Origin of the sequence: Legionella lytica (genome assembly GCF_023921225.1) — a bacterium.
Classification (GTDB): domain Bacteria; phylum Pseudomonadota; class Gammaproteobacteria; order Legionellales; family Legionellaceae; genus Legionella; species Legionella lytica.
In genome coordinates this window covers 834,930-857,973 of record NZ_CP071527.1, presented here as the reverse complement: position 1 = coordinate 857,973, position 23,044 = coordinate 834,930, and the positions used below count along the sequence as shown (strand labels likewise).

The window sequence follows — 23,044 nt, the reverse complement described above, 5'->3', positions numbered from 1 at the left end:
TATTCACACTGCCTTTTGAATCTCATATAAGCTTACTTCATTATTCCAATACCGCGAACAGCCAACATAATTCATTCCTGCTTTTTCCAACACTCGCTGTGAACGTTCATTATTAGGATTAATAACCCCAACAAGTTTTTCAACTTCGAGATGTGCAAATCCCCAATGAATCAGAGCCCGAGCTAACTCTGTACCATAACCTTTATTCCATGCATTTTTCGTTAGAGCATACCCCACTTCTATGTCTGGTTGGCTATCGTCATACGCCAGATAAATTAAACCTGCCCGCCCAACAAATACCTTACTTTCTTTTGCAAATACACTGCCCAGACTAAAATTGTGTTTCTGATAATGCGCAATAGCCTTCTCTAAACCACTCAGAACCTCAGCCTCCGTACGCACGCCCTGACCAATATATTTCATCACGTCAGCGTCAGATTGTAAGGCGTATAAATCATTAAAATCAGATAATGCTGGCGTATTAATAATTAAGTTTTTCGTTTCTAAAAAAAGACTCATCATGCAGCTCAGTAAACAATTTATTCAATAATAATATCGCGAAAGATATTCCTGATACTAATTAAATATAACTGAAGCCTTGATTACGCTGCATCAAGGCTACGTTTATTTCGAACAGCGGAAGCAGTCGGTTATGTGATCGTCGACCATGCCGATTGCTTGCATGTAGGCGTAGATGATGGTGGACCCTACGAAACTCATGCCTCGTTTCTTTAAATCTTTAGATAAGGCATCGGATTCAGGAGTTGATGCGGGGACTTCTTTTAAGGATTTGGGGTGGTTAATTCTGGGCGTATTGTTAACAAAACTCCAAACATAGGCGTCGAAGGAACTAAACTCCTTTTGAATTGCTAGGAATGCTTGGGCATTTTTTCGTACGGAAAATACTTTGAGGCGATTGCGGATAATGTTTGAATCGGTTAGTAGTGCCTCCAGCTCATTATCGGTCATTTGTACTACGGTATTGGGATCAAATTGCTTAAAAGCCTGTCGATAGGCATCTCGTCGTTTTAAAATCGTTTCCCAAGAAAGACCTGCTTGGGCTCCTTCTAAGGTGAGCATTTCGAAATGTTTAATATCATCATGTACCGGAACACCCCACTCCGTGTCATGGTACTCTACATAATGAGGTTTGTTTTCGTCCACCCAGCCACATCTTTTCATTATTTTTCCTATTAAATATTATCTCGTGATAATACAATACTTCGCACCGCATCCGAACTAATATGTATCATGTCTAAATTACCCATCACGTTACGCAAGCTCAAAGAAGCCGATCTAATTGAATGTATTTCACTTTTTCAAAATACAATCCACAACATTAATGCAAGGGATTACTCTGCCGCACAACTCGAAGCCTGGGCTCCTAAAACAACTCTGGAGGTCACTGATCGTTGGAAAACCTTATTAAAAAATGTGGCTTATGTTGCTGAATATAATCAGGATATCGTTGGATTTGGCGATTTAACACATGAAGGGTACCTAGACAGATTATTTGTGCATCATGAATATCAAGGACATGGAATTGCTGCAGCTATTGTAAAAAAGCTAGAAGCTTGCGCGTATGAAATGAATATTCAAGAGATTGCTGTAGAAGCAAGCATTACAGCAAAACCTTTTTTTGAAAGATACGGTTTTACTACAGTTAAAGAACAACAAGTCGAGATTCGTGGAGTAGAATTAACTAATTTTTTAATGGGAAAATCGCTACACAAAGAACTTGAATAAGGAATTGTCTGACAAAACCTTGACGCAGCACTAGAGCGATACTTTGCGCCGCATTTTTAAGATGCCACAAGCCTACTTCAAAATCGAAGCCTGTTTTCTTTCAGGGGAAATACTGGCCACCGAGTGCAAAAACTGAGCCACTCTATTTTCGATCTCATGTAATGTTTTTGAACGAACACTCGCATTTGCTTCTGTAAATACACGGTCTCCCATGGCGATTAAATCTTTACTATTCAATACCAAGTCAGTTCTATAAGTAGCATCCCTTCGCTGATAACTCGGCCCCAGAACTTCAAGCCAGGTAACATCATCATTATATTCACATACCATTTCCGCCCAGAAATCCAGAATGTATTCAGGTTGGGTGTATAGCCTGATATAGGTATGACTTTCCTGAGAAAAAATCGTTTCAATGGATAGAGCAACGTTGTATTTTTTAGCCAGAAAATAGGCTCCAACTATGGAAAAAAATTCGCAAGTCCCCGTTCCGTATTGTAAAGACAATTGCAAATAGTGTTCATAAATATTCCCTGTTTTCTCTTTGTCCTCTTTAGCCGAATAAAGCAAATTTTTCGCAAATATGGTTGGCATTATAGCTAATTCATCTTTTTGCAGATGAAATGGGAAAAATGTTCCCTTATTCTTTAAAAAATGGAATAAATCATCGGTCTTTTGGACCAGCGCCGTATTGCAGGGTCCAAATGAAAGAATAGTTTTTACCTCTGCATTGAGTTCGAGAAACAAACCATAGAGAAATTCAAACTTATCCTCAGCGGATTTCTGCATCAATTCAGAACAAAGAGAACTCATAAAACCTAATTCATGTAAATTTTCTTCATTCTACAACAACAAACCAAATTGTACAAATTTTAATTTATCGGGCGTCTCTATGTCCTCATTTACTTTTGGGATCCATGGGCTAATTTAGTTGCCACTTAAAGAGATCCTGATTGCAAGCAATCAGGTTTGATTTTATAAAAATTATTTATCTCGCTATGAGTACACTATTGATTAAGTATTTTTTTAGCCGTGTCATAACCTTTGACTTTAAGCTCTTCGATTGTTTTTCTTGAGAAATCGGAATCCCATGAATACAAACCTTCTTTTTCTGTTTGCAGCATAATCCTGGTGACGGACAATACACCGGGATCGCCCATTATTTGAATAAATATAGGTAATTCCGTAATTTCCTTAATTGCCTCCGGATCGCAATAAGCTAAAATAAACTCAATCAGCTTTTTATAATCACCAATTAGATCTTGAGTGCGAAAATCTTTTCTCATCTTTTCAGCAAATAAAATCTCGTTTTTTCTAGAAAGCACTTCAACGATATTTTTCGGAAGACCTCGTTTTTTTGGATACACATCAACCACATAAACTTTTTTACCGCTCCAGCCACAAATTTCAAGGGCGGAATCAAGAGGAGTATTCGTAACAATTCCTCCATCCCAATAATGTTTTCCACCAATGGTTGTCCATGGAAATGCTGGAGGCAAACTTCCACTAGCAATAATGTGCTCAGGGGTAAAATCATCAGTATAACTATCAAAAGTTTCAAACTCAGAGGTTTCGACATTCACTGCCATAACGAGCAAACGAACCGGACTACTCTTTAGTTTTTTAAAATCAACGTACTTATGAAGGAGTTTTTTTACCGGATCGGTGTCATAAAAACTAGTACAATGCGCAGAAATCTCATTTAAATTCATAAAAGGAGAGAGCCATCGTGGATGAAAAAAATTTGGTGAGCCCCAAATAATGGCTTGCAAATAGGATAAAAATCTTCTTGATTGCTCATCGAAAATTTCGGGAGTCTCTAATGCAAGATCATTCCAAAATGCTTCTAATGCCGCAGTTGCATTTCGTGGATTCCCTGCAACAATCGCTGCATTAAATGCACCTATTGATATACCTGCCACAATGTCAGGATAAATTTCCAATTCTTCCATTGCCCTAATTACCCCACACTCAAAAGCACCAAAGGCACCGCCACCTTGAAGCGCAATAAGCGTTTGGGTTGCAAGAGGTTCCAGAGGAAATGAGAGATCAATAAGTTGCTCTTTAACTGGTTTTAAATCGGTGTGATTTTCAATAAGTGATTCGGCCGCTTTAATTTCAGTCGTAGGACGTCCAATTAAAATGGCGCCTTGAAGTATGTTATTTTTTAAATAAAGATTGGCGAAGTTCTTCTCTTTAGGAAAACCTCTTACTAAAAGCTCAGTAGCGTCACTTGCATCGCCGATAATGATAATTGCAGTACCAAAGGCATAGAAAAATAAATAGGATGCGGTACGGTTGTAGTGTCTGGCACCTGACATATTCGCTGCGGCAATTTTTCCTTGCTTAATTGCCGTATCACCATATCGCGTTTTACGAAATTTTTCGAAGATTGGATCATAAAATGTAACTACATCACCAGCCGCATAAATATCAGGGATGTTGGTTTGCATATGCTGATTCACTAAAATGCTATGATCAGTATCAAGCTCAATACCGCTCTCATTAAGAAAGTCTGTGTTCGGCTTTAAGCCCATGTCGACAATGATAAAGTCACAAGAGACCTTTTTTCCTGTATTCGTTTTTACTGATTGAGCACGCTCACTACCCTCAATTTTGGTAATTTTTTCCCCGAGGATAACTTCTACTCCATTGTTCGTAAGAAAATGAGCAATCTCCGTACAAACTTTGAAATTTCCTGTATCAAACTCTGGAGTAATAATGGTTACCCTGATCCCTTTTTGGCTCAAAGTAGAAGCAAGCTCTATCGTAAGATAACTATCACCATAAATAATGACCTTTTTTGCGGCCTCCATTTCTTTAATAATTGCTTCAGCATCGTCAATTGTTCTTAGATAATGTACTCCCGGTAATTTTGCACCTGGGATGGTAATTTTTTTAGGACTACATCCTGTTGCAATAAGTAGCTTCTTATAGTGAAATTCTCCAGCATGCGCCGTTTTGACACGTTTATTTTTTGTATCAAGGGCCTGTGCTTTGGTATTCAAAATAATTTCGATATTATTCTTTTGATAGTAGTGCTCATCGAATATATATAATTGCTCTTTTGTTTGTTTTCCAAGAAGAAACGCTTTGGGAATTTGCATGCGAAAATAAGGAAGATACTCTTCTGTTGACAGTATGACAATTTTACCTGTTTCGCCTTCTCGTCTAAGAACATTTGCGGCAAAAACACCAGCTAATCCCCCGCCGATGAGTAAAAAATCAGCAACCTTGCTCATAGTAACTCCTCATCCTAAGACCGAAATAATCAATGCATAAAACTAAATTTAGCACAACTCATGAAGTTAAGATCAGATAATATATGTTACTTAGCATCAAGACTATATTTTATTAACCAACATAGCCTTGATCCAAACATCAACAAAATTTAATCCAACTCGTCTGTAGGGCTCTGATATTCCATCCCCTGATAAGATACCTAAATAAAATCACATATCATAAACTCTTTGATTTATAAACAAAAACCCTAGTCAATGCTCGGATTTTTGGAGTTCTCTAGAATGAACGCGGATTAATTAATCACACAGATTAGATGAAACGCAGTACCGCATGGCCTGTAGAAAACTGAATTACCACAGCTTGCCTGTGGTAATTCAGTCTAAGTGCCATCAATTACTTGCAATCTAGCTTTGTTAATTTGAAGGGAATGCTACGGAAGAACTTGCTTCAGGCTTGATCGCATTTAACAATGCTTCGCCATCCACAGTATGTTTCTCTTTTGACAGAACAAAGCAAGGTGGAATTAAGCCTTTTTCCTGATATTTTTCCAAAAGTTTAGTAGCAAAATCGGTTTTCCTTCTCCACCACATCCATTGAATAGAGTTACCTTGTTCATGCAGCGTCAATTGTTGTTTTTGAGCAACAAAACATTGAGCTAATACTTGATAAAAAGGATGTGTTAAATAATTATCTTCTTGCACCTCAACCAAAAGAGTACTACCGCGTTCACTCAACGCAGGCTCTGCCTGCAATTCATTAGACGCAGCGTCTAATATTTTCTTGAGTATTGGTTTAAGAAGTTGCCTCTCTGATGTGGTTAAAAAATCTTCCTGCATGCCGTTTACAAGAAAACGATTCAACGCCCGCATATAGTACTCTCGATGCGAATCCTGAAGATAAAACATATGAGCACTTTGGATTAAAAAAAGATCTAAAGCTAAAATCACATTAACGCGACCTAGTACTTTTATCTGATCTTGAGTTTGCGTTTCATGGTCTGAATTAGAAACCTGATAATCTGTTTGTCTATTCATGTGGACAAAATTAAGCAATGTTTCTGCCGCAATACAGGCAGGTGTTTGAGGAGTATTGGATGTTTTCCAACTATTCTTTTCTGGAAATAAAAAAACTAATTCCTGCTCATCAAGAGACAAAATCACCAATGAATGCTGCATTAAATCCTCCAGGCAACAAAATAAAATTATTTTAACATATTTAGATCTTATTGGGCGATAAATAGACTAAAGAGCAACATACTGAAAACTGTGGGGATATAAAAAACACCTATAGAAAATTTAGATTAATACTGCCAAAATATGTTAGTATTAAACGATAGAGAGGTTTTTCTTTTGTCTCGAACCCAACGACTTTTTGATCTAATCCAGATATTGCGGCGCTACCGATATCCCATTAGTGGGCAACAATTAGCTGATGAGCTTGATGTAAGTCTACGGACAATTTATCGAGACATTGCTACGTTACAAACCCAAGGCGCCTCCATCGAAGGAGAACCGGGTATGGGCTATGTATTACGCCCGGGATTTATGTTGCCTCCCCTTATGTTTTCTGAAGAAGAAATTGAAGCTTTAGTACTGGGTTCACGCTGGGTAGCCCGTAGAGCCGATAAGAAATTAAGGCTTGCAGCAACCAATGTCCTGGCTAAAATATCTGCAGTCCTTCCAGAGGATCTGCGACACCAGCTTGAGTTTTCAGGCTTACTGATTGGACCTGCCAAAACAGCAATAGAACATAATGACAAAAACGAAGCCTTAATTCGTCATGCAATCCGTAAAGAATACAAGCTGCAAATGACCTATGTTGATGTCAAAGGAGATGAGTCGCAACGTGTACTCTGGCCATTGGCTCTTGGTTTTTTTGAAGAAGTCCATGTTATTGTTGCCTGGTGCGAATTGCGCTCAGATTTCCGCCATTTTCGCACGGATAGAATTGTCACATTAGCACCGTTAGAAATCCGCTATCCCAAACGACGGCAAACGCTCTTACAAAAATGGCGTGAAGCTCATAATATTCCTGAACAGTAGCTACTCACTACTGACAAAAACTGTCAGTGTAGATCAGTAAACTAGGCCCGTTCATATCACTTATCAATTGAAGGAGAAAACATGATATTCGAGCCTAGTGTTATTGTACTGTATGTTGAGACGGTTGCTCTAAGCAGCAATTTTTACCGTGATTTACTTGGCATAATGCCAGAAGAACATTCACCAACATTTCATGAGTTTAAATTATCAAATGGAATGAGTTTAGCATTGAAAGCGAAACATACGGTGGAGCCATCTACGGATAAAAATAATGGTAATGGCGAATTGGCATTTACGGTGGGTGATCATCAAAAAGTCGATGAGCTTTTTGCTCATTGGCAAGCTAAAGAAATAAATATAATCCATCCACCAACTGGTGTACCCTATGGTTATACTTTTCTTGCCCAAGATCCCGATGCGAATCGACTACGGGTTGTTTCTGTTGGAAAAACCACCGACTAAATAGGAGTAATGCAAATGTCCTCTATACTACCAAGCCTAAAACAGGTAAATAGTTTTAGAGTAACCGGCTTAAGTACTCGAACTCAAAATAGTGATGAGTTTGGGGAAAGTACCGCGAAACTGCCTAATCTTTGGCAACAAGTTCATTCCAGTGGTTTAGCTGCGAATGCAACGCTCGTAGCTGTTTATTCCGACTATGAATCTGATGCCAACGGGCTTTACACGGTTACTGTAGGTATTCCCTCCGATGAAACCCCAGCTCAATTGAATTCAGTTACTATTGAAACAGGGAGCTATTTTGTTTTCCAAGGGAAAGGGCCCATACCTGCCACAGTGGTGGAAACCTGGCAGCGCATTTGGAATTATTTTGAGCGAAACCCTGAATTTCAGCGTAGCTTTGTTAGCGATTTTGAAGCATATAAAGGCTCTGATGAGGTGACCATTTATATTGGCGTAAAGTAATTCTTCAATTACCGTGGTTTGGCCACGGTAATTTGCCCTTCTTACATTACGTAATACTTTTAAATGCAATTTGCCTAATCCATTGGTGTACGGGGTTATTTTGATTTTTATAATCAAATAGTTTCATGACTGTCTTTGAATTAGCTGGTCTATAATATAGAACATAGGGAACAAGGAGCGATGAGTTCATGCAAAAACACCAGGTTATGGGAATAGACAGCCAATCTTTTCATCAAATGAATTATTATGAATGGGGAAATCCGAACAATCCCAAGGTATTACTCTGTGTTCATGGCCTATTTCGTAACGCTCGAGATTTTGATGAGCTGGCTCAGGCACTTTCTTCCCATTATCGCGTTATCTGTCCTGACATGGTAGGTCGTGGTTTAAGTGATAAAGTAACTAATGCCAACGATTATTCGGCGCCGACATACATTGCTGACATCACTATTTTATTAGCCCAACTGGGTGTAACCGAAATTGATTACATTGGCACCTCGATGGGAGGAATGATCGGCATGATCATGGCTGCAATGAACAATTCACCGATTAAAAAACTGGTGCTTAACGACATAGGTCCCCAGGTTGACACCAAAGCTCTGCAACGAATTATTGATTATGGAAAAGAAGGAAGCAAACATTCCTTTAAAACCCTAGAGGAAGTAGAAACATATTTTAAAAAAACCTATTCAAGCTATGCACAATTAAGCCCAGAACAATGGCAACAACTTGTCGTAGCTGGAGTATGGGAAAGCCCCAATAAGCATTACCAATTAGCGTATGATCCTAAAATAATTGATAATGTGATCTTAGCAACCCAAAACAATATCCCTCTATGGGCATTATGGAGCAAAATTCAATGCCCTGTGCTATTATTGCATGCCGCATTATCTGATGTTTTATCAGATGATACCGTAGCCCAAATGCAACAATTGCAACCCAGCTTACAAACCGTAAAGATTCCTGATATTGGTCACCCTGTGTCCTTGATGAAGCACGATGAGATTGAATTAATTAAAAGTTGGTTAATTAGGCACGAATAATAATGCCATCACAAGCTAAGCCAACGAATTTATTTATTTTATTTGAGAATTTACAATAAAAAGCGCATCAAATTTAGTTCGCGGCTAACTGTAATTTAAGGATAAATTAATGAATAAAAAAACGCGAATCGGATTCATTTCTCTTTTATTTTTTTTAGGCATAGGCTCTTCTTGCTTAAGTGGTAACTATTGGGCATCTACAGAGTGGAATGATGGACACTACTTGGGCATGGCATCAATACTTTGATGGCTCCAGTAGCGTTACACACTTTGACGTAAAAGATGTAACACATTTAATTCGATGCACGCGAAAATTGACCTAAATAACATTCGTTAATTGAGGGCCATGTCGAAGTAACCCTAAGCTCGTTTGGGGTTACTTCACAACACCTTGCTTCTATTTAAGCGCCCTTTCCACGCGATTACTGAGCAACAACTTGAACGTCTTCAGCGCAAAGTCCTTTTTGCCCATGTCCGTACTTAAATAGAACCAGCTCTCCTTCTCGCAGTGTTTTAAAACCACTTTCTTGAATAGAGCTAAAATGCACAAAGTAATCTTTACCATCACTTTGAATAAAACCAAATCCTTTGCGCTCATTGAACCATTTAACGGTTCCTTTTATTTTTTCAGACATATTATTCCTTGATTAAATATTCAGCTGCTTTCACCCTACTGAATAGTATAAAAATTAGTAATTAGCGTGGTAAATTGGGACACTATTTCACCTAACTTCTCGGTCCCTCGATTTTCCATGTTTGCTTTCCTTATAATTGTTAATGCCTAGCCATTAAAATAAAAAAAACAGGCCATAGAACGGCGTTGATGAAATTTATTGTTACTTAGGTTATTACTTATTTTTCATTATTAAGTAAGATTAAATAGCTCTAAAATACTGGTTCAATTTTCCTTGAAAATCTATTAAGGTTTTCCTTGTTTGTGGACACAAATCCCGTATTACGCTGCGGCTAATACGGGCTATATTTGTTGTTACATTCTGGGACCACTATAAGTCACATTTGCATCATCTTTTTTATTGGTCAGCTCATTGAATAAGGACGGATGATCTTGTCCCCAAAAACGCTGAGCGTCCTCCAAAAGTTGTGCGCGCTCATGCTCCTCACAACCTTCCAATGCAGTTACCAAATCATTAAGTTGCTCATAAGCAGCACCGGATACTCGCTTAATTTTTAATAAATTGAGTACAGCATCACCTCGTTTAGTTACAGGCAAAGATACGTTTTTCAGATAAGAACAGAATTGGCTAACGTGCTCGACAATAGCTTCTATTTGCACGCTGTTTGTAGCATCCGCTGTTTTCAAGGAAACCAGCAACTCTCTAGTTTGATCTTGAAATGCATAAGCATCATTTTTTAATTTAAGGCGGCGTTTCAGTGTAGGTACCATAACCACAGCATGCCCTACAAAAAAACCAGCAGCCGCGCCCCCTGCTCCTCTTAACAGCGAAGAACATTGCTCATTCTCACACGTATTCGCAGCAACCGCAGCACACAGTACCGTAGCCGTTAAAAGACTGGCACGAATAGCTAGTTCTCGCCAGCTGTAATAAGTCCATAACCCCCACAATGACTCTTTAGTCCTTTGTGCTACTAATCCCCCAAGGTTATAAAAATCCACCAAATTTCCAGTTGCATTGGTTAGCGTTCCAGCAAAATTCCTCATAAATAATCCATATTGATATAAAGGGAATGCGCATGGTAACAACCCGTTCATATTAAATGCAAATGATTATTGTTAGCATTTACCATTTATTTTTAACCATTAGGCCTTCCCTTCCCCTTGATACCAAATATTTGCGCTCAGAATTGAGTCTCTAGGTTTCTCAGCAATAATTGTGCTACATTCTTTTCATTAAGGGATTAAATTCATTCTTTGCCGAGATGACTATGGACTGGAATAAAGATCGCCAAGATTATGAGCAGCGGCTGACAAATATTAAGCCTTTTTTAAATGGGAAAATCGTTTTAGCAAAAAACATTGTCCCTTTACTGGAAGCCGCGATTAAGCCCTACGACAAGGTTTCTCTCGAAGGGGACAACCAAAAACAAGTTGACTTTCTTGCCCGTAGCCTACTTACGCACAATCCTTAGGCTTGAAAGGAAGCATTTGTAAACATTGGATGGTTAATCCTTTACCTACGTTAATACCGGCAATTGAAGCAGGCTTTGTTAACTCTATTTTTTGTGTGGGTGGCGAGGTAGGTATGAATATGTATGAGCCCGTCCGGATATCTTGTATCTCAATATAAGCATTTGGATGGTTTATTACATGCATTAATACACGTTCTATAAATATAGGCTGGGCGATCAAGGTCCCGCCTACGAAATTTACGATCACAAGGAAAGAAAAGCGATGATAAAACTCTACCAATTTCCACCCCAATGGTCCTTACCAAATCCCAGCCCATTTTGCATGAAACTGGAAACTTATTTGCGTATGGCAAAACTGCCTTTTGAATCCGTATATGTTATAAACCCAGCAAAAGGCCCAAAGAAAAAACTTCCTACCATTAATGATGAAGGCAAAATACTTGGCGATAGCGGACTCATCATTAACTATCTACAAGAAAAATATGGTGACCCTTTGGATAGCCACTTATCAAGCGAACAAAAGGCTCAAGCCCTAGCAGTACAACGTTTACTTGAAGAGCATTTATATTGGATCATGGTGTACTCACGTTGGATAGATGAGCGTTATTGGCCAATTACCCGAGATACATTTTTCAGCCATTTGAAACAGCCCCTACGAGCAATTCTTCCTATAATTTTGCAAAAAAAGATCCGTGCTGATCTCTACAAACAAGGAATTGGCAGACATAGTACGGCAGAGATTTATCAATTAGGTATCGAGGATCTAAGCGTCTTAAGTACGTTCTTAAAATCTTCCGCATTTTTGCTGGGTGATGAACCCACCAGTATCGATGCCAGTGCTTATGCCTTTCTGGCCAATATATTGGAAGTACCGATTGCCTCTCCATTACACGATTATGCGAAAACCCAACCCCAGTTGATTGCCTATTGCGAACGGATGAAACAGCGCTTTTACCCATAAATCATCACCATAAAATCGCTTGAAATAAGGCTTCAAGCGATTTTCTTCCTTTTCATCTCTGCCAAATATTTTCAATTTAAATCACCTTGTGTTAAAATAATATACAATTTGATCTCGATACAAGTACATTGGTAGGATTTTAATTGCACTCTCATTTAGACATAAACACAACTCATTTGAATAAAAAGTTTAATATGCAAACACCATCTTCAACATTCAGTCAGTTTTTACAGCAGGCCGATAATGAGTATCGCAAAAAACTATCCTCTATTCCTTTGTTTAATAGCGAAAAAACCAGAGCTTGGGATAAAGATCAAAAGCGCTTGTTTGCCGCTATTTTTTATCATTTAAGAGGCCATTTTATTAATTTCATGTGGTTTATCGCCAATTTTTCTGCTGACTCGCTATCGAAATCAATTATCTTAAACAATATTAATGAAGAATTTGGTACGGAAAACAGGCTTTCTCATGAACAACTTTATGCGAGTTTTGCGCAAGAATATGGCGTGGATATTCACGATGAAATTGTCAACGAAACGCATTATCTACCATTTGCTAAACAATTTAACAAAGGTCACCTAGCTTGGCTTGCAGCCCATGATGCCGAAGCTCAAATCGCTGCATTTGCCGCTTATGAGCGCCTCGATAATATTGATTACATCTATCTGAGTGAATGTGCCTTATCGATGAATACCTCCACTCAAGGAATGATTTTTTTCAAAGTTCATACTCATGTAGAACATTTTAGCTCTGTTATTGAAAAGTTAGAACCCATTTGGGAACACACCAGCGATAAAATAAAAAAAGCCTTTGAGTTTATTTATTCACATCAAATTCAAATGTGGCAAAAATTATCCGATGAAATTTTTGCCCTAAGTCATCAAAGAGGGGCAGCTAATTGATATTATATTTTTTCAAAAAAGGAATGTTTGCTGTTTATAATTATCTGATGGAAAAAACCATTGAGGCCAGCCATCAAATCACCTTATTTGGTATTGTGATGATGATCAACTTCCCCCTTTTTGGAATTTTATGGAAATTACAAAATTTTCAAGTAAATAAGGAATTTTTCCTCAGATTAATCGCGACCATTCTTTGTGCGTTATTAGCGCTGCACCGATTTTGGTCTCCCAAGTTCTTAAGAGTGCTCCCATTTCTCTGGTATCTAAGCTTGCTCTTTTGCCTGCCCTACTTTTTCACCTACCTAACCTTATTAAATGATGGCGCAACCTTGTGGTTAATGAATTGCATGTCTGCAACCTTTTTCCTCTTCCTGGTAACTAACGCCTTAGACTCGTTAATATTACTTATTTTAGGTAGCGGCTTAGCCTATTTCTCCTATGTTTATGGTGCCGATAAAATAATTAAGTATGTTCCTGGTGATGTATCTATTTTTGGTTTAGGAATTACCTTTACCGCAGCCATTATCATCGGGGCTCTTTTTGCCCGGGATAGAGAGCTCATTTATAGTGCTAAAATTTCAGGCATGCGCTTACTCGCCGGGAGTTTAGCGCATGACTTACGTACACCGTTGTCCAGTATTTACCTGCAAGCCAAAATGCAAAAATCACAAGTTGAAACTCTGTCTGGTAATAAGGAAGTAAAACAAAATTTAAACGAAAGCATTGCGAAAATCGAACGTGGCATTGATAGTGTAAATCAACTTATTAGTACGCAATTAAATAACATCCGTCACGATAAATTTGATACCTGCAAATTTGGGTTTTACTCCATCAATGAACTCTTAAAACATGCCTTAGAAGATTATCCTTTTAAACATAATCAACATGAACTCATCGATCTCCTTATCGAATGCGATTTTGTAATCTGGATTGAAAAAATCGCCTTTAGAAATCTAATCTGGAACCTACTGAACAATAGCTTTGATTTTATTGAAAAAGAAGGTAAAGGTGAGGTATCAATTAGTATGGCAGAAGGACAAGAAAAGGATAATTTTAATTATCTGCATATTAAGGATACTGCCAAAGGCATTTCTACAGAAAAAGCTAAGCTGATTTTTGAACCCTTTTATTCTGAAAGACAGGGTGGCACAGGCATTGGTTTAGCCTATTGCAAACTACTCATGAACGCTGCAGGCGGTTCCATCGCCTGTCAAGGTAAACTGGGCGAATACACCAATTTTACTATTAAATTCCCCAAAATAGACTAAAAAAAGACCACGTAAACAACAAATAGTCTAAAATTAACTATATACACTCGTCATTTTTAAGGGACCTTCTCATGACTACAAGTAAAGAGGAGAGCCCAAAAGATTACAGAGCGCTGTACGTGGGTATGCAGTAAGGAAGCAATACAGAATCACGCCACTGAAACATTCTGAACAAACCGAATATAAACCATTCTTAATTGGCAATGATAAGCCTCTAAGTGCGACAGACCTTACCACCCACCAACTCAATACGCCATGGAATTCCTGATGAGCATACCCGATGCCATTAAGGTGCAAATTCCCCAACTCAATTTAAGTTTTAATCAATTTAGCGAGATAGGTTTTCAGCAATTACTCGATTTTTTCTCTAAGATTCAGTTACCAATCAGCCATTTAGATTTTAGCAATAATCGCTTATATGATTATTCTTTAGAGCAAAATTTTGAATTGCTTACGGCATTACCCAAGTCATTACAAGCAATTAATATGACCAATTCAATTAAAGAGGCCCCCAGTATGCTTGGGGCGCTGCAAGAAAAACTACGCCTTGCAGGGAGCAAATTAAACATCCACTTCCACTCTCGAGTTAATGAATAAAAAAGTTATAAACTGTATTATTTAAGAAGTATATGATTTAAACTGAATTTTTCTAACGGTGGTGGATAGTTAATAGCGTATGGCTTTAAAAGAAATAGACTACACAAGAGTTGTGCAAGCGGCAGGTTCAGTTAAAAAGAAAGGAAAAATCCCCTCAATTACAAATGTATGTGAAGAACTGGGTATGATTTCACCAACGCCCAATCTGCCTGCATTTTTAGAACAATGGTTTCATACTCAACCAGAATTTCAACGCTCAGTCCAGGCCCCACTTTCAGAGAATATTAATATAAAAGCAGTTAACCTTTTTGAAAAAAATATTGAGCTAGAAAAATCACTCTCCCTGCTCCGTGCCACACTTGAGTCAACCGCCGATGGCATCATGATGGTCAATGGCCAAGGTAAGGTTGTCGATTGGAACCAAAAATTCGTAGAAATGTGGCGTATTCCCACCTCTATGTTAGAGGTAGGCACTGAAAGCATTAGTTTCGAATACATTCTGGAGCAATTAATTAACCCAGAAGGTTTAATTTCCGATGTCAATTTTCTTTATGAAAACCCCGATTGGCAAGGTGAATTACCCATATTACATTTTAAAGACGGGCGTATTTTCGAGCGTTATACGCAACCACAACGGGTAGGCGCCGAGATTGTCGGACGCGTATATAGTTTTAGAGACATCACCAAAAAATTAATGCATGAAGATGAGCTGCGTATTCGTGAGCGTGCGATTGAACGTATTACTGGCTATAGCGAAGAACAGCTTTTAGGCCAGGATCTTACTTTCTTACATGCAAATAAAACCCAACATGTGAACCACAAACGCATTATCTTAGCAATAAAAGAATTACGTGAAGAAACAGTTGAGCTGGAAAGTTACCAACAAAATGGTGAGGTTTTTTGGTGCGAAATCAGTGTAGCCCCAGTTCGTGATTCTTTTGACAAAGTGAAACACTATATTTGCCTTATCAATGATGTGACTGAACGCCGAAAGATGGAAGAACAGTTAATCAAACAAGCAACACATGACTCCCTAACCGAATTACCGAACCGAGTGCTTTTAATCGACCGCGTTGATCAAGCAATTTTACAAGCGAAAAAGAAAGGCTCCATGTTAGCCTTTTTATTCCTGGATTTGGATCATTTCAAATTAACCAACGATACCTTAGGGCATAGCATGGGGGACCGGCTTTTGCAGGCAGTATCAAACCGATTACTTCTAGCAACTAATGATATTGATACCGTCAGCCGTCTAGGTGGAGATGAATTTGTTATATTATTGCAAGACATCCATACGGAGCAACAAGCACATCAAATTGCCGACAAGATACTCAACGCCTTAGTACTGCCCTTTCCAATAGACGAACATCATTTAAAAATAACCGGAAGCATTGGCATTAGCTATTTTCCCAAGGACGGTAATGATTATGAATCCTTGATGAAAAGTGCTGATTTATCGATGTATCATGCCAAAGACAATGGACGTAATACCTACCATAATTATGACAAGGAAATGAATACACAAATTGTTAATCGCATGCAAATTAACAATGCCTTACGTGATTCACTGCAAAAAAACGAATTTCATTTGCTCTATCAACCCTTAATCAATTTATCAGAAAATAAATTGATTGGCTTTGAAGCGTTATTGCGTTGGAATAGCCACATTTTAGGCACAGTCCCTCCAAATGATTTTATCGGCATTGCAGAAGAAAATGGTTTGATCTTAGAAATTGGCTTGTGGGCTATGGAAGAAGCATGTAAACAACTCGTTCGCTGGCATCAACAAGGCTATTCTCATTTAACCATGGCGGTGAATATTTCTGGCCGACAATTACGGCAGCCACGAATGCCAGAAATGATTGGTAAAATTCTTAAAAAAACAGGCTTATCGCCTAAATTCCTCGAGTTAGAACTAACTGAAAGCCTATTGGTAGATAATATAAAGCATGCAGTTGATGCGATGTATGCGCTCAAAGATATGGGAATTAAAGTGGTCATCGATGATTTTGGTACGGGCTATTCCAGTTTGGCCTATCTGAAACAATTTCCCGTGGATAAATTAAAAATTGATCGCTCATTTATTACCGAGTTAGTGGATAAAGAAAATGACGCGGCCATCGCCCGCGCGATTATTAACTTATCCCATAGCCTAAATCTCGAAGTCTTAGCCGAGGGAGTAGAAACCGAATTACAGCGTGAGTTTATTATGACGCATGGCTGTGATTATGCTCAGGGTTATTACTTTTCGCCGCCACAAAAGGCTGAAGATTTGGAGCAGTTTTTGAGCGATTATTTGTAAGCGACGACACCTAACGGACAGCCGAATTACCGTGCTCAAGCCACGGTAATTCAAGACGATTATCCCACAGCAATATTTCCTCAAGCAGGCACAATTCTTGCTCCCATACCTATATATAGAGTTCATGAGTCAGGGAGATAGGAATGAAGGAGATAAGCATTATTGGAGCTGGTTTATGCGGAACTCTACTTGCACTCTACCTAGCAAAACGTGGATACAAACTCCATGTCTTTGATGCAAGACCCGATCTCCGATTAAACCAAAGCCATGATGGACGCTCCATAAATCTTGCCTTATCTTGCCGGGGAATTACAGGTCTTGCCGGGGTCGATATTATGCCGGAAGTAGAACAGTTGATGGTCCCTATGCGGGCTCGAGCAATTCATGATACTCAAGGGCAAATTAAATACCAATCCTTTGGCCGTCACCATGAAGAATACATTAATGCCGTTGAACGTAATGAATTAAATAAACTCCTACTGAATGAAGCAGAAAAATATCCTAATGTACGTTTTAGCTTTAATAGCAAATTATCTCATCTTGATCTTGAAAAGAAAGTCATGCATTTTAAAACCCATCATGATGAGCTCTTAAGTTTTCCCTACCAATATTTAATAGGTGCCGATGGCGTTAATTCTTGCGTGCGCGAGCAATTAAGTACTCGCGGTTTGATCAAGGCAACCCGAACTTTTTTATCATACGGCTATAAGGAATTATCCATTGGCGCTCCAGGCCAGCAAGAATTTGCACATGAATATTTACACCTATGGCCTAGGAATGCCTTTTTATTATTGGGTAATCCTAATCGCGATCATTCCATTACAGGCTCCTTATTCTTACCCTATGAAGGAAAAAATAGCTTTGCTGAATTAGAAAATGAAGTAAAAATTAATGCCTTTTTTAAGGAAGAATTTTCTGACGCCTATGAGGTCATGCCTAATTTACTGCATGAGTTTACCGAACACCCAACAGGCAACATGAGCACCATTCAATGTGACTCATGGCATTATCAAGATCACTGCCTGTTACTTGGTGATGCGGCACATGGCGTTGTTCCCTTTTTCGGCCAAGGCATGAATAGCGCTTTTGAGGATTGTCGTATTTTAAATATGTTGTTGGATAAATATCAGGATGATTGGACCCAAGTAATGCCCGCCTTTTATCAATCCAGAAAACCAAATACGGATGCGGTGGCACAAATGTCTATGGATAACTTCCAGGAAATTCAAACCAACATTCGTGATTCTCAATTTAACTTAAAAAAACAAGTAGAACAATTGCTCATGCAACGTTACCCCCGACAGTACATTTCCAAACACGTACTGGTTATGTTTAGTAATACACCGTATGCAGAAGCACTAAAAATTGGCGCAAAACAAACCGCGTTTTTAAATCAAATTTGCGAAAAAGTAACCAGCCTTGAAGCTATTGATTGGGAGCAAGTAGACAAACTCATCCATCAACATGACAAGAACTTGGCACATTCAATGAATTAGAGCACGTAAAAAAACAGGGAGAGATGATGCGACTTATTCAAGATTATATTGATTCAAAACAAAGTGAATTTAAAAAACATCCGTTTTTTAATCTTTTAGAGCAATTAAATAGCCTCGAGGAAATCAGCTATTTTGTCCCAGAATTAACTTTTTGGACTATGACCTTCCAAGATATTTTACGCATCAATGAGGAACGAGTAACCGATCCCTACCTCAAAAAAATAGCACGCCATCATCGGCACGAAGACGCAGGCCATGATCGTTGGTTCTTACAAGATAAAAAATATATGGGAACAACCAGCATTAATAAGGCCTGTAATAAAAATGGAGTTAGCTGGCTCTACAGTCGAGACACTCGCTCTACGCGTGATGCGGCCTATGCACTTGTTGCCGAAGTATTCCATGCTAAAAATGATATTGTGAACATCGCCCTACTCTTAACCCTTGAATCTTCAGGACACGTATTTTTTGAAAAAGTTTCCGATCAAGTGAGAAAAACCGGCGAGGAGGCACATTTAAAATATTTTTCCAAGACACATCTGGAAGTAGAAAAAGCGCACGCATTATTTGAGACCGAAATGGAACGTGAGTTATTTTCCAGAAAAATCCCTATCGACGTAAGACGTGACGCACTACAAATGATTGATCGTTGCTATGATGCCTTTACTAAAATGTTTGATGGATTAGTCATTGCATGCAACCGTAAACTGGAATTAGCTCAAAAGAGGAACCGAAAACATGCCGCAAACTGTGAACCAGTGGAACAGCCAACATCTCATGCAATGGGAAAAAAAGCCAGAACAAAACATTCTAAGTAATGAGCAGGCGCTGGTTCCTTTCGGCCGCGATTTCGGCGGGTTGGTGCACTCCCAACCTGCCGCAGTCTGCGAGCCGCAAACACGTGAAGCGCTGCAATCCCTACTCAAATATGCTCATGAGCATCAACTTCCGGTCACTATTCGTGGTAATGGCATGAGCCAAAATGGGCAATCGCTGGCAGCTCCTGGAGGATTAATCCTTAACATGAAGCATTTTAATCAAGCCCAGGAACCAGAACATCATTCCATTTGGATGGAAGCAAATTGCACCTGGGCCGATTTGCTCAAACACTCATTGCCTCACTCACTGACTCCTTATGTACTACCATATAACTGCAATTTATCGATTGGTGGTGTGCTTTCCGCTGGAGGAATAGGCGCATCATCATTTAAATACGGCAGTGTCATTGCGCATGTACGCGAATTGGAAGTTATTCTTGCCAATGGCGAATTAGTACACGTAGATAGGCATTCACCTTTAATGCAAGCCTGTTTAGGTGGACAAGGTCATTTTGGCGTAATTACCAAAGCCCGCATTGCCTTAAGAACATGCAAAAAATCGGTACGAACATTCTATTTAACTTATCTGGATAAAGAGAGCTGGCTGCATGATTTACATCAATGTCAGAACTATGCGGATTATGTTGAGTCCTTTTGTACTCCAGCAATACAAGGAGCTAAGCTCATAGCAAGTGAACGTACTCCTTTCGCGCAATGGCTTTATGCATTACATGTCTCAATTGAATACGACCATCATGCACCTGAGTTTCATGAATTGTCCTTAAAACCTTGGAAAGTTCTCCATACTCAAGATGAGACGATTCACTCTTATTTACATCGCCATGACGCACGTTTAAATATCATGAAAATGAGTGGCCAATGGGAGTTAGAGCATCCTTGGTATGAATGTTTTATCCCCAAATTTCCGTTAAATAAATTAGAAGAAATTTTGGATACCCTACCCGTCCATTATGCATCATTAGTCCATTTAATCCCCATCGTTAATCGTAAAGCAACGGGCTTCTTAATGCTTCCTGAAGAACCGCACATCTTCTCTTTTATGATTATCAATCCCGGCTTACCTAAAGTATTCACTCCAAGCTGTGTAGAAGCTATCAAACATTTGGATACGCTTTTTTTACCTTTAGGAGGCAAACGTTATCTCTCTGGGTATTTAGGGGAATCGCTAAAGCCCGACTACTGGAAAAATCATTATGGAGCGCGATACTCCGAATGGCTTGAGTTAAAAAAACAGTATGACCCTTTGCATATTTTAAGTTCTTATTTATTTAATAAGTGTTCAAAAATAAAGGAAATTAATCTATCTTAAGGAGGAATCTTTGTTGATGAAAAAAACTGGAGAAAAATATGCCCATAAAGCTACTCAAAGGAATCCGCCATTTTAAAAATAATGGTTTTCTTGAAAAGCGTGACTTATTTCAATCCTTAATCAAGGGACAATCACCAGATACGCTCTTGATCACGTGTTCTGACTCTCGCATAGTTCCCTCATACGTCACCAATGCAGATGCCGGCGAGCTGTTTGTTATTCGTAATGCAGGAAATATTTTTCCACCGAAAGTACCTTACCCTACAGGGGAAAGAGCAACAGCTGAATATGCATTGAAAGTACTCAATGTAAGCGAAATTATTGTCTGTGGGCATTCAGACTGCGGTGCGATGAAAGGCTTATTAAACCCTAATCTTGCGGAGAGTTTACCATTAGTTGCCGAATTCCTTGAAGCTTATGCCCTCCCCGCTTTGGAGCGCGTACATGAAAAACATCCTGAGCAGCATGATTCAAAACAAAAATTAAAATGTCTTACTGAAGAAAATATACTTTTACAAATAGAACACTTACATACTCTGGATATTGTTAGAGAACGTGTGGAAGTAAATAAACTAAAAATTCATGCCTGGTATTATGACATTGAAGAAGGTGAATTTTTTATTTATGAACCCAACACGCAACATTTTTTACCCTATGAACAAGCCGTCGAAAAGCTATTTAATAGTGAACTCGTGCTCAATCAAATGAACACCATTATCGAGGAAGAAGCAAAAGCTTATTCATTGCCCTCTACAGAAGAAGAGTACCGTAAAGTAGCAGAGCAAATGAAGCTCCTGAAATTTAAGGGGGAAAATGTAATATGGAATGCCATTCAAGCCATGGTGATAGATAGGCTGTGGCAGGAGTTTGGCGAGTTATGCATTGAAAGTGAAGGAAAAAATGATCCCCGATTTATGGCATTACTTGAAAAATGTCATGAGGTTGCCTTAGGAATGGCAGAAAGTTGCCAGAAAAATATATTGAACTCTTCAGGTTATGCAAAGGTATGTATTAATAGAGCGCATACCCTGCTGCACCCCCCCCCATCGAATGATGATGAATTGGCATCTACCAAGAGTTACCAGCACGCTTAATCTGAAAACCTTGATTACACCATGCAGTGTAATCAAGGTTAAGTGAGCTTAGAATTTTATGAGATAATACAGGAAGAAGTTTGCCCCTGCTCGGTATCTGAACCTGCCGACCATGAAGAGAAAAAAGCAAGCCAGTGACTTGCCCCATAAAATTAATTTGGGCAATTAAACCGCATTGGTAATTTTAAAGTAAAATTGTATTTTATTGATCTATTTGGTCGGGCATCAACAAGTTCATCAATTGTTTACGAAAATAGGTGAAGAACGTTAAAGTAAGCAACTCCGCAAGCTGCGCGGTTATTCTGTCAAACCATTTTTCTTCACTAAGCTTCCAACCCAGCCACATACAAGGTACTAATACAGTAATCACCAAAACAACCGTATAATTTATCCGATGTAATCCCAAATATCGCTTATTCTGTGCCACAAGAGTTCGTTGTAGATGTACCATCTTGTCCATTGCGGTTATTTGCGCTCGTAACTGCTTCCTTGAATTGCTCATCATCCATACTCTTATTTTGGGAAAAATAGGATCGGGTTTTTTCAAAGCTCATATTTTTCAGATTAAAAGTAAGGTACTTAGCTAAGCCAAGTAATACCCCCAGATTAAATAGAACAACTAATACCAGCGAGAGTAAAAAATTATTAGAAATTACAAAAAACTCATACCCAAGTAATAATGAAATGCCTATCCAAAAAGTCATTAAAACAATGAGCAGCAGGCAGATATTCAATACCAGCGGAAACACACTTAGCCCCGCCAGTCGCGCCTCTAAACGCATCACTGAAAATATCGTTTTTACAAGATGGATCCTTGTAGAAACAAGTTCTTCTACCTGCTTTAAGGCTTCCATTATTTTCTCAAAATCTTAGATAATAAAAAGCCTATTCCGCCAGCAATTAAGACAGAGGACAATGGATTTTGTTGTATTTTTTTCATTAGTTGATCAGAGCATTCTTTAAGGCTCTCTTCTGCTTGGCAGGCACGATTTATACCCTCTTCACGCACCTCATTAGCCCATTTTTTTCCTTCATTTAACAATTCACTAGCCGCTTCAGAAACATGCGATTTCTCACTACGCTTTGTATTATCCATAATAGCTCTCCTATAGTATTTCTAGTGTTTTCCTATCTTTAACTATAGTTAGTAAGGCAGTAAAAACAAATAAATT

The 23,044-nt window shown here is 38.7% G+C and carries 25 protein-coding genes and 1 pseudogene; 16 read left to right on the top strand and 10 right to left on the bottom strand.

Annotated features, from left to right (window positions below; all coding sequences use genetic code 11):
• Nucleotides 1-3: 3 nt before the first annotated feature.
• A complete protein-coding gene (locus tag J2N86_RS03810) occupies nucleotides 4-522 on the bottom strand; it encodes a GNAT family N-acetyltransferase (RefSeq protein ID WP_252581081.1) in 519 nt (172 codons plus the stop codon).
• 102 nt (nucleotides 523-624) lie between these two features.
• Nucleotides 625-1,182 (bottom strand): DNA-3-methyladenine glycosylase I, encoded by a 558-nt coding sequence (locus tag J2N86_RS03805; RefSeq protein WP_252581080.1) that lies wholly within the window; start codon nucleotides 1,180-1,182, stop codon nucleotides 625-627.
• Between the two features lie 69 nt (nucleotides 1,183-1,251).
• Between J2N86_RS03805 and J2N86_RS03800 the strand changes: the two genes are divergently transcribed.
• Nucleotides 1,252-1,746 (top strand): GNAT family N-acetyltransferase, encoded by a 495-nt coding sequence (locus J2N86_RS03800; RefSeq protein WP_252581079.1) that lies wholly within the window; start codon nucleotides 1,252-1,254, stop codon nucleotides 1,744-1,746.
• 72 nt (nucleotides 1,747-1,818) lie between these two features.
• On the opposite strand, the gene J2N86_RS03795 is transcribed toward J2N86_RS03800, so the two are convergent.
• The 3 genes from J2N86_RS03795 to J2N86_RS03785 all read right to left on the bottom strand — a co-directional run bounded on the left by J2N86_RS03795 (nucleotide 1,819) and on the right by J2N86_RS03785 (nucleotide 6,161).
• A complete protein-coding gene (locus J2N86_RS03795; RefSeq protein WP_252581078.1) occupies nucleotides 1,819-2,556 on the bottom strand; it encodes a hypothetical protein in 738 nt (245 codons plus the stop codon).
• A 194-nt stretch (nucleotides 2,557-2,750) separates the two neighbouring features.
• A complete protein-coding gene (locus J2N86_RS03790) occupies nucleotides 2,751-4,985 on the bottom strand; it encodes an FAD-dependent oxidoreductase (RefSeq protein ID WP_252581077.1) in 2,235 nt (744 codons plus the stop codon).
• A 414-nt stretch (nucleotides 4,986-5,399) separates the two neighbouring features.
• Entirely contained in the window at nucleotides 5,400-6,161 is a 762-nt protein-coding gene (locus tag J2N86_RS03785; protein WP_252581076.1) for a hypothetical protein, read from the bottom strand.
• 174 nt (nucleotides 6,162-6,335) lie between these two features.
• On the opposite strand from J2N86_RS03785, the gene J2N86_RS03780 reads away from it, so the two are divergent.
• From J2N86_RS03780 to J2N86_RS03765, 4 genes are all read left to right on the top strand, one after another.
• Nucleotides 6,336-7,028 carry a helix-turn-helix transcriptional regulator gene (locus J2N86_RS03780; RefSeq protein WP_252581075.1) on the top strand — a complete coding sequence of 231 codons (693 nt, stop codon included), beginning with the start codon at nucleotides 6,336-6,338 and terminating at the stop codon, nucleotides 7,026-7,028.
• 81 nt (nucleotides 7,029-7,109) lie between these two features.
• Nucleotides 7,110-7,490 (top strand): VOC family protein, encoded by a 381-nt coding sequence (locus tag J2N86_RS03775; protein WP_252581074.1) that lies wholly within the window; start codon nucleotides 7,110-7,112, stop codon nucleotides 7,488-7,490.
• Between the two features lie 15 nt (nucleotides 7,491-7,505).
• Nucleotides 7,506-7,952: a GyrI-like domain-containing protein gene (locus tag J2N86_RS03770; RefSeq protein WP_252581073.1), complete on the top strand. Its 447-nt coding sequence runs from the start codon at nucleotides 7,506-7,508 to the stop codon at nucleotides 7,950-7,952.
• A 188-nt stretch (nucleotides 7,953-8,140) separates the two neighbouring features.
• The gene (locus tag J2N86_RS03765) at nucleotides 8,141-8,995 is read left to right on the top strand and encodes an alpha/beta fold hydrolase (protein WP_252581072.1); all 855 of its coding nucleotides are present in this window, start codon (nucleotides 8,141-8,143) and stop codon (nucleotides 8,993-8,995) included.
• Nucleotides 8,996-9,417: 422 nt separating this feature from the next.
• On the opposite strand, the gene J2N86_RS03760 is transcribed toward J2N86_RS03765, so the two are convergent.
• The gene (locus J2N86_RS03760) at nucleotides 9,418-9,630 is read right to left on the bottom strand and encodes a cold-shock protein (RefSeq protein WP_252581071.1); all 213 of its coding nucleotides are present in this window, start codon (nucleotides 9,628-9,630) and stop codon (nucleotides 9,418-9,420) included.
• 353 nt (nucleotides 9,631-9,983) lie between these two features.
• Nucleotides 9,984-10,676, bottom strand: a complete 693-nt coding sequence (locus J2N86_RS03755) for a hypothetical protein (protein ID WP_252581070.1) — start codon at nucleotides 10,674-10,676, stop codon at nucleotides 9,984-9,986.
• Nucleotides 10,677-10,894: 218 nt separating this feature from the next.
• Between J2N86_RS03755 and J2N86_RS03750 the strand changes: the two genes are divergently transcribed.
• The 11 genes and pseudogenes from J2N86_RS03750 (at nucleotide 10,895) to J2N86_RS03700 (ending at nucleotide 21,872) form a co-directional block, all read left to right on the top strand.
• A complete protein-coding gene (locus J2N86_RS03750; protein WP_407658982.1) occupies nucleotides 10,895-11,104 on the top strand; it encodes a malonate decarboxylase subunit alpha in 210 nt (69 codons plus the stop codon).
• Nucleotides 11,083-11,229: pseudogene (locus J2N86_RS03745) on the top strand (malonate decarboxylase subunit alpha); the annotation flags it as partial. The gene J2N86_RS03750 and the pseudogene J2N86_RS03745, both read left to right, overlap by 22 nt.
• A gap of 137 nt (nucleotides 11,230-11,366) precedes the next feature.
• Complete coding sequence (locus J2N86_RS03740) at nucleotides 11,367-12,065, top strand: glutathione S-transferase family protein (protein WP_252581067.1); 699 nt, start codon at nucleotides 11,367-11,369, stop codon at nucleotides 12,063-12,065.
• 194 nt (nucleotides 12,066-12,259) lie between these two features.
• A complete protein-coding gene (locus J2N86_RS03735; protein ID WP_252581066.1) occupies nucleotides 12,260-12,967 on the top strand; it encodes a hypothetical protein in 708 nt (235 codons plus the stop codon).
• On the top strand, nucleotides 12,964-14,235 hold the full coding sequence (locus J2N86_RS03730; RefSeq protein WP_252581065.1) for a sensor histidine kinase: 1,272 nt from the start codon (nucleotides 12,964-12,966) through the stop codon (nucleotides 14,233-14,235). Before J2N86_RS03735 ends, J2N86_RS03730 begins: the two co-directional genes overlap by 4 nt.
• A 267-nt stretch (nucleotides 14,236-14,502) precedes the next feature.
• Nucleotides 14,503-14,832: a hypothetical protein gene (locus tag J2N86_RS03725; RefSeq protein WP_252581064.1), complete on the top strand. Its 330-nt coding sequence runs from the start codon at nucleotides 14,503-14,505 to the stop codon at nucleotides 14,830-14,832.
• A gap of 79 nt (nucleotides 14,833-14,911) precedes the next feature.
• Nucleotides 14,912-17,134 carry a sensor domain-containing protein gene (locus J2N86_RS03720; RefSeq protein WP_252581063.1) on the top strand — a complete coding sequence of 741 codons (2,223 nt, stop codon included), beginning with the start codon at nucleotides 14,912-14,914 and terminating at the stop codon, nucleotides 17,132-17,134.
• A gap of 143 nt (nucleotides 17,135-17,277) precedes the next feature.
• On the top strand, nucleotides 17,278-18,630 hold the full coding sequence (locus J2N86_RS03715) for an FAD-dependent oxidoreductase (RefSeq protein WP_252581062.1): 1,353 nt from the start codon (nucleotides 17,278-17,280) through the stop codon (nucleotides 18,628-18,630).
• A gap of 26 nt (nucleotides 18,631-18,656) precedes the next feature.
• Nucleotides 18,657-19,448, top strand: coding sequence for a hypothetical protein (locus J2N86_RS03710; protein WP_252582352.1), 792 nt, complete (start codon nucleotides 18,657-18,659; stop codon nucleotides 19,446-19,448).
• Nucleotides 19,369-20,778: an FAD-binding protein gene (locus J2N86_RS03705; RefSeq protein ID WP_252581061.1), complete on the top strand. Its 1,410-nt coding sequence runs from the start codon at nucleotides 19,369-19,371 to the stop codon at nucleotides 20,776-20,778. The genes J2N86_RS03710 and J2N86_RS03705 overlap by 80 nt, the downstream gene beginning before the upstream one ends.
• A gap of 38 nt (nucleotides 20,779-20,816) precedes the next feature.
• On the top strand, nucleotides 20,817-21,872 hold the full coding sequence (locus J2N86_RS03700; protein ID WP_252581060.1) for a carbonic anhydrase: 1,056 nt from the start codon (nucleotides 20,817-20,819) through the stop codon (nucleotides 21,870-21,872).
• Between the two features lie 202 nt (nucleotides 21,873-22,074).
• Here J2N86_RS03700 and J2N86_RS03695 read toward each other — a convergent pair whose 3' ends face one another.
• Genes J2N86_RS03695 through J2N86_RS03685 form a run of 3 tightly spaced genes read right to left on the bottom strand, consistent with a single transcriptional unit; the run spans nucleotide 22,075 to nucleotide 22,968 of the window.
• On the bottom strand, nucleotides 22,075-22,299 hold the full coding sequence (locus tag J2N86_RS03695) for a hypothetical protein (RefSeq protein WP_252581059.1): 225 nt from the start codon (nucleotides 22,297-22,299) through the stop codon (nucleotides 22,075-22,077).
• A complete protein-coding gene (locus tag J2N86_RS03690) occupies nucleotides 22,286-22,726 on the bottom strand; it encodes a hypothetical protein (protein ID WP_252581058.1) in 441 nt (146 codons plus the stop codon). Before J2N86_RS03690 ends, J2N86_RS03695 begins: the two co-directional genes overlap by 14 nt.
• Entirely contained in the window at nucleotides 22,726-22,968 is a 243-nt protein-coding gene (locus J2N86_RS03685; RefSeq protein ID WP_252581057.1) for a hypothetical protein, read from the bottom strand. The genes J2N86_RS03690 and J2N86_RS03685 overlap by 1 nt, the downstream gene beginning before the upstream one ends.
• Between the last annotated feature and the right edge of the window lie 76 nt (nucleotides 22,969-23,044).

Excerpts from the sequence above, each read along its gene's own strand:
- J2N86_RS03750 (WP_407658982.1), top strand. The coding sequence starts at position 10,895 with ATGACTATGGACTGGAATAAAGATCGCCAAGATTATGAGCAGCGGCTG.
- J2N86_RS03690 (WP_252581058.1), bottom strand. The coding sequence starts at position 22,726 with ATGGAAGCCTTAAAGCAGGTAGAAGAACTTGTTTCTACAAGGATCCAT.
- J2N86_RS03715 (WP_252581062.1), top strand. The coding sequence starts at position 17,278 with ATGAAGGAGATAAGCATTATTGGAGCTGGTTTATGCGGAACTCTACTT.
- J2N86_RS03770 (WP_252581073.1), top strand. The coding sequence starts at position 7,506 with ATGTCCTCTATACTACCAAGCCTAAAACAGGTAAATAGTTTTAGAGTA.
- J2N86_RS03775 (WP_252581074.1), top strand. The coding sequence starts at position 7,110 with ATGATATTCGAGCCTAGTGTTATTGTACTGTATGTTGAGACGGTTGCT.
- J2N86_RS03740 (WP_252581067.1), top strand. The coding sequence starts at position 11,367 with ATGATAAAACTCTACCAATTTCCACCCCAATGGTCCTTACCAAATCCC.
- J2N86_RS03720 (WP_252581063.1), top strand. The coding sequence starts at position 14,912 with ATGGCTTTAAAAGAAATAGACTACACAAGAGTTGTGCAAGCGGCAGGT.
- J2N86_RS03755 (WP_252581070.1), bottom strand. The coding sequence starts at position 10,676 with ATGAGGAATTTTGCTGGAACGCTAACCAATGCAACTGGAAATTTGGTG.
- J2N86_RS03705 (WP_252581061.1), top strand. The coding sequence starts at position 19,369 with ATGCCGCAAACTGTGAACCAGTGGAACAGCCAACATCTCATGCAATGG.
- J2N86_RS03710 (WP_252582352.1), top strand. The coding sequence starts at position 18,657 with ATGCGACTTATTCAAGATTATATTGATTCAAAACAAAGTGAATTTAAA.
- J2N86_RS03735 (WP_252581066.1), top strand. The coding sequence starts at position 12,260 with ATGCAAACACCATCTTCAACATTCAGTCAGTTTTTACAGCAGGCCGAT.
- J2N86_RS03685 (WP_252581057.1), bottom strand. The coding sequence starts at position 22,968 with ATGGATAATACAAAGCGTAGTGAGAAATCGCATGTTTCTGAAGCGGCT.
- J2N86_RS03805 (WP_252581080.1), bottom strand. The coding sequence starts at position 1,182 with ATGAAAAGATGTGGCTGGGTGGACGAAAACAAACCTCATTATGTAGAG.
- J2N86_RS03760 (WP_252581071.1), bottom strand. The coding sequence starts at position 9,630 with ATGTCTGAAAAAATAAAAGGAACCGTTAAATGGTTCAATGAGCGCAAA.
- J2N86_RS03785 (WP_252581076.1), bottom strand. The coding sequence starts at position 6,161 with ATGCAGCATTCATTGGTGATTTTGTCTCTTGATGAGCAGGAATTAGTT.
- J2N86_RS03765 (WP_252581072.1), top strand. The coding sequence starts at position 8,141 with ATGCAAAAACACCAGGTTATGGGAATAGACAGCCAATCTTTTCATCAA.
- J2N86_RS03700 (WP_252581060.1), top strand. The coding sequence starts at position 20,817 with ATGCCCATAAAGCTACTCAAAGGAATCCGCCATTTTAAAAATAATGGT.
- J2N86_RS03795 (WP_252581078.1), bottom strand. The coding sequence starts at position 2,556 with ATGAGTTCTCTTTGTTCTGAATTGATGCAGAAATCCGCTGAGGATAAG.
- J2N86_RS03810 (WP_252581081.1), bottom strand. The coding sequence starts at position 522 with ATGATGAGTCTTTTTTTAGAAACGAAAAACTTAATTATTAATACGCCA.
- J2N86_RS03725 (WP_252581064.1), top strand. The coding sequence starts at position 14,503 with ATGAGCATACCCGATGCCATTAAGGTGCAAATTCCCCAACTCAATTTA.
- J2N86_RS03790 (WP_252581077.1), bottom strand. The coding sequence starts at position 4,985 with ATGAGCAAGGTTGCTGATTTTTTACTCATCGGCGGGGGATTAGCTGGT.
- J2N86_RS03800 (WP_252581079.1), top strand. The coding sequence starts at position 1,252 with ATGTCTAAATTACCCATCACGTTACGCAAGCTCAAAGAAGCCGATCTA.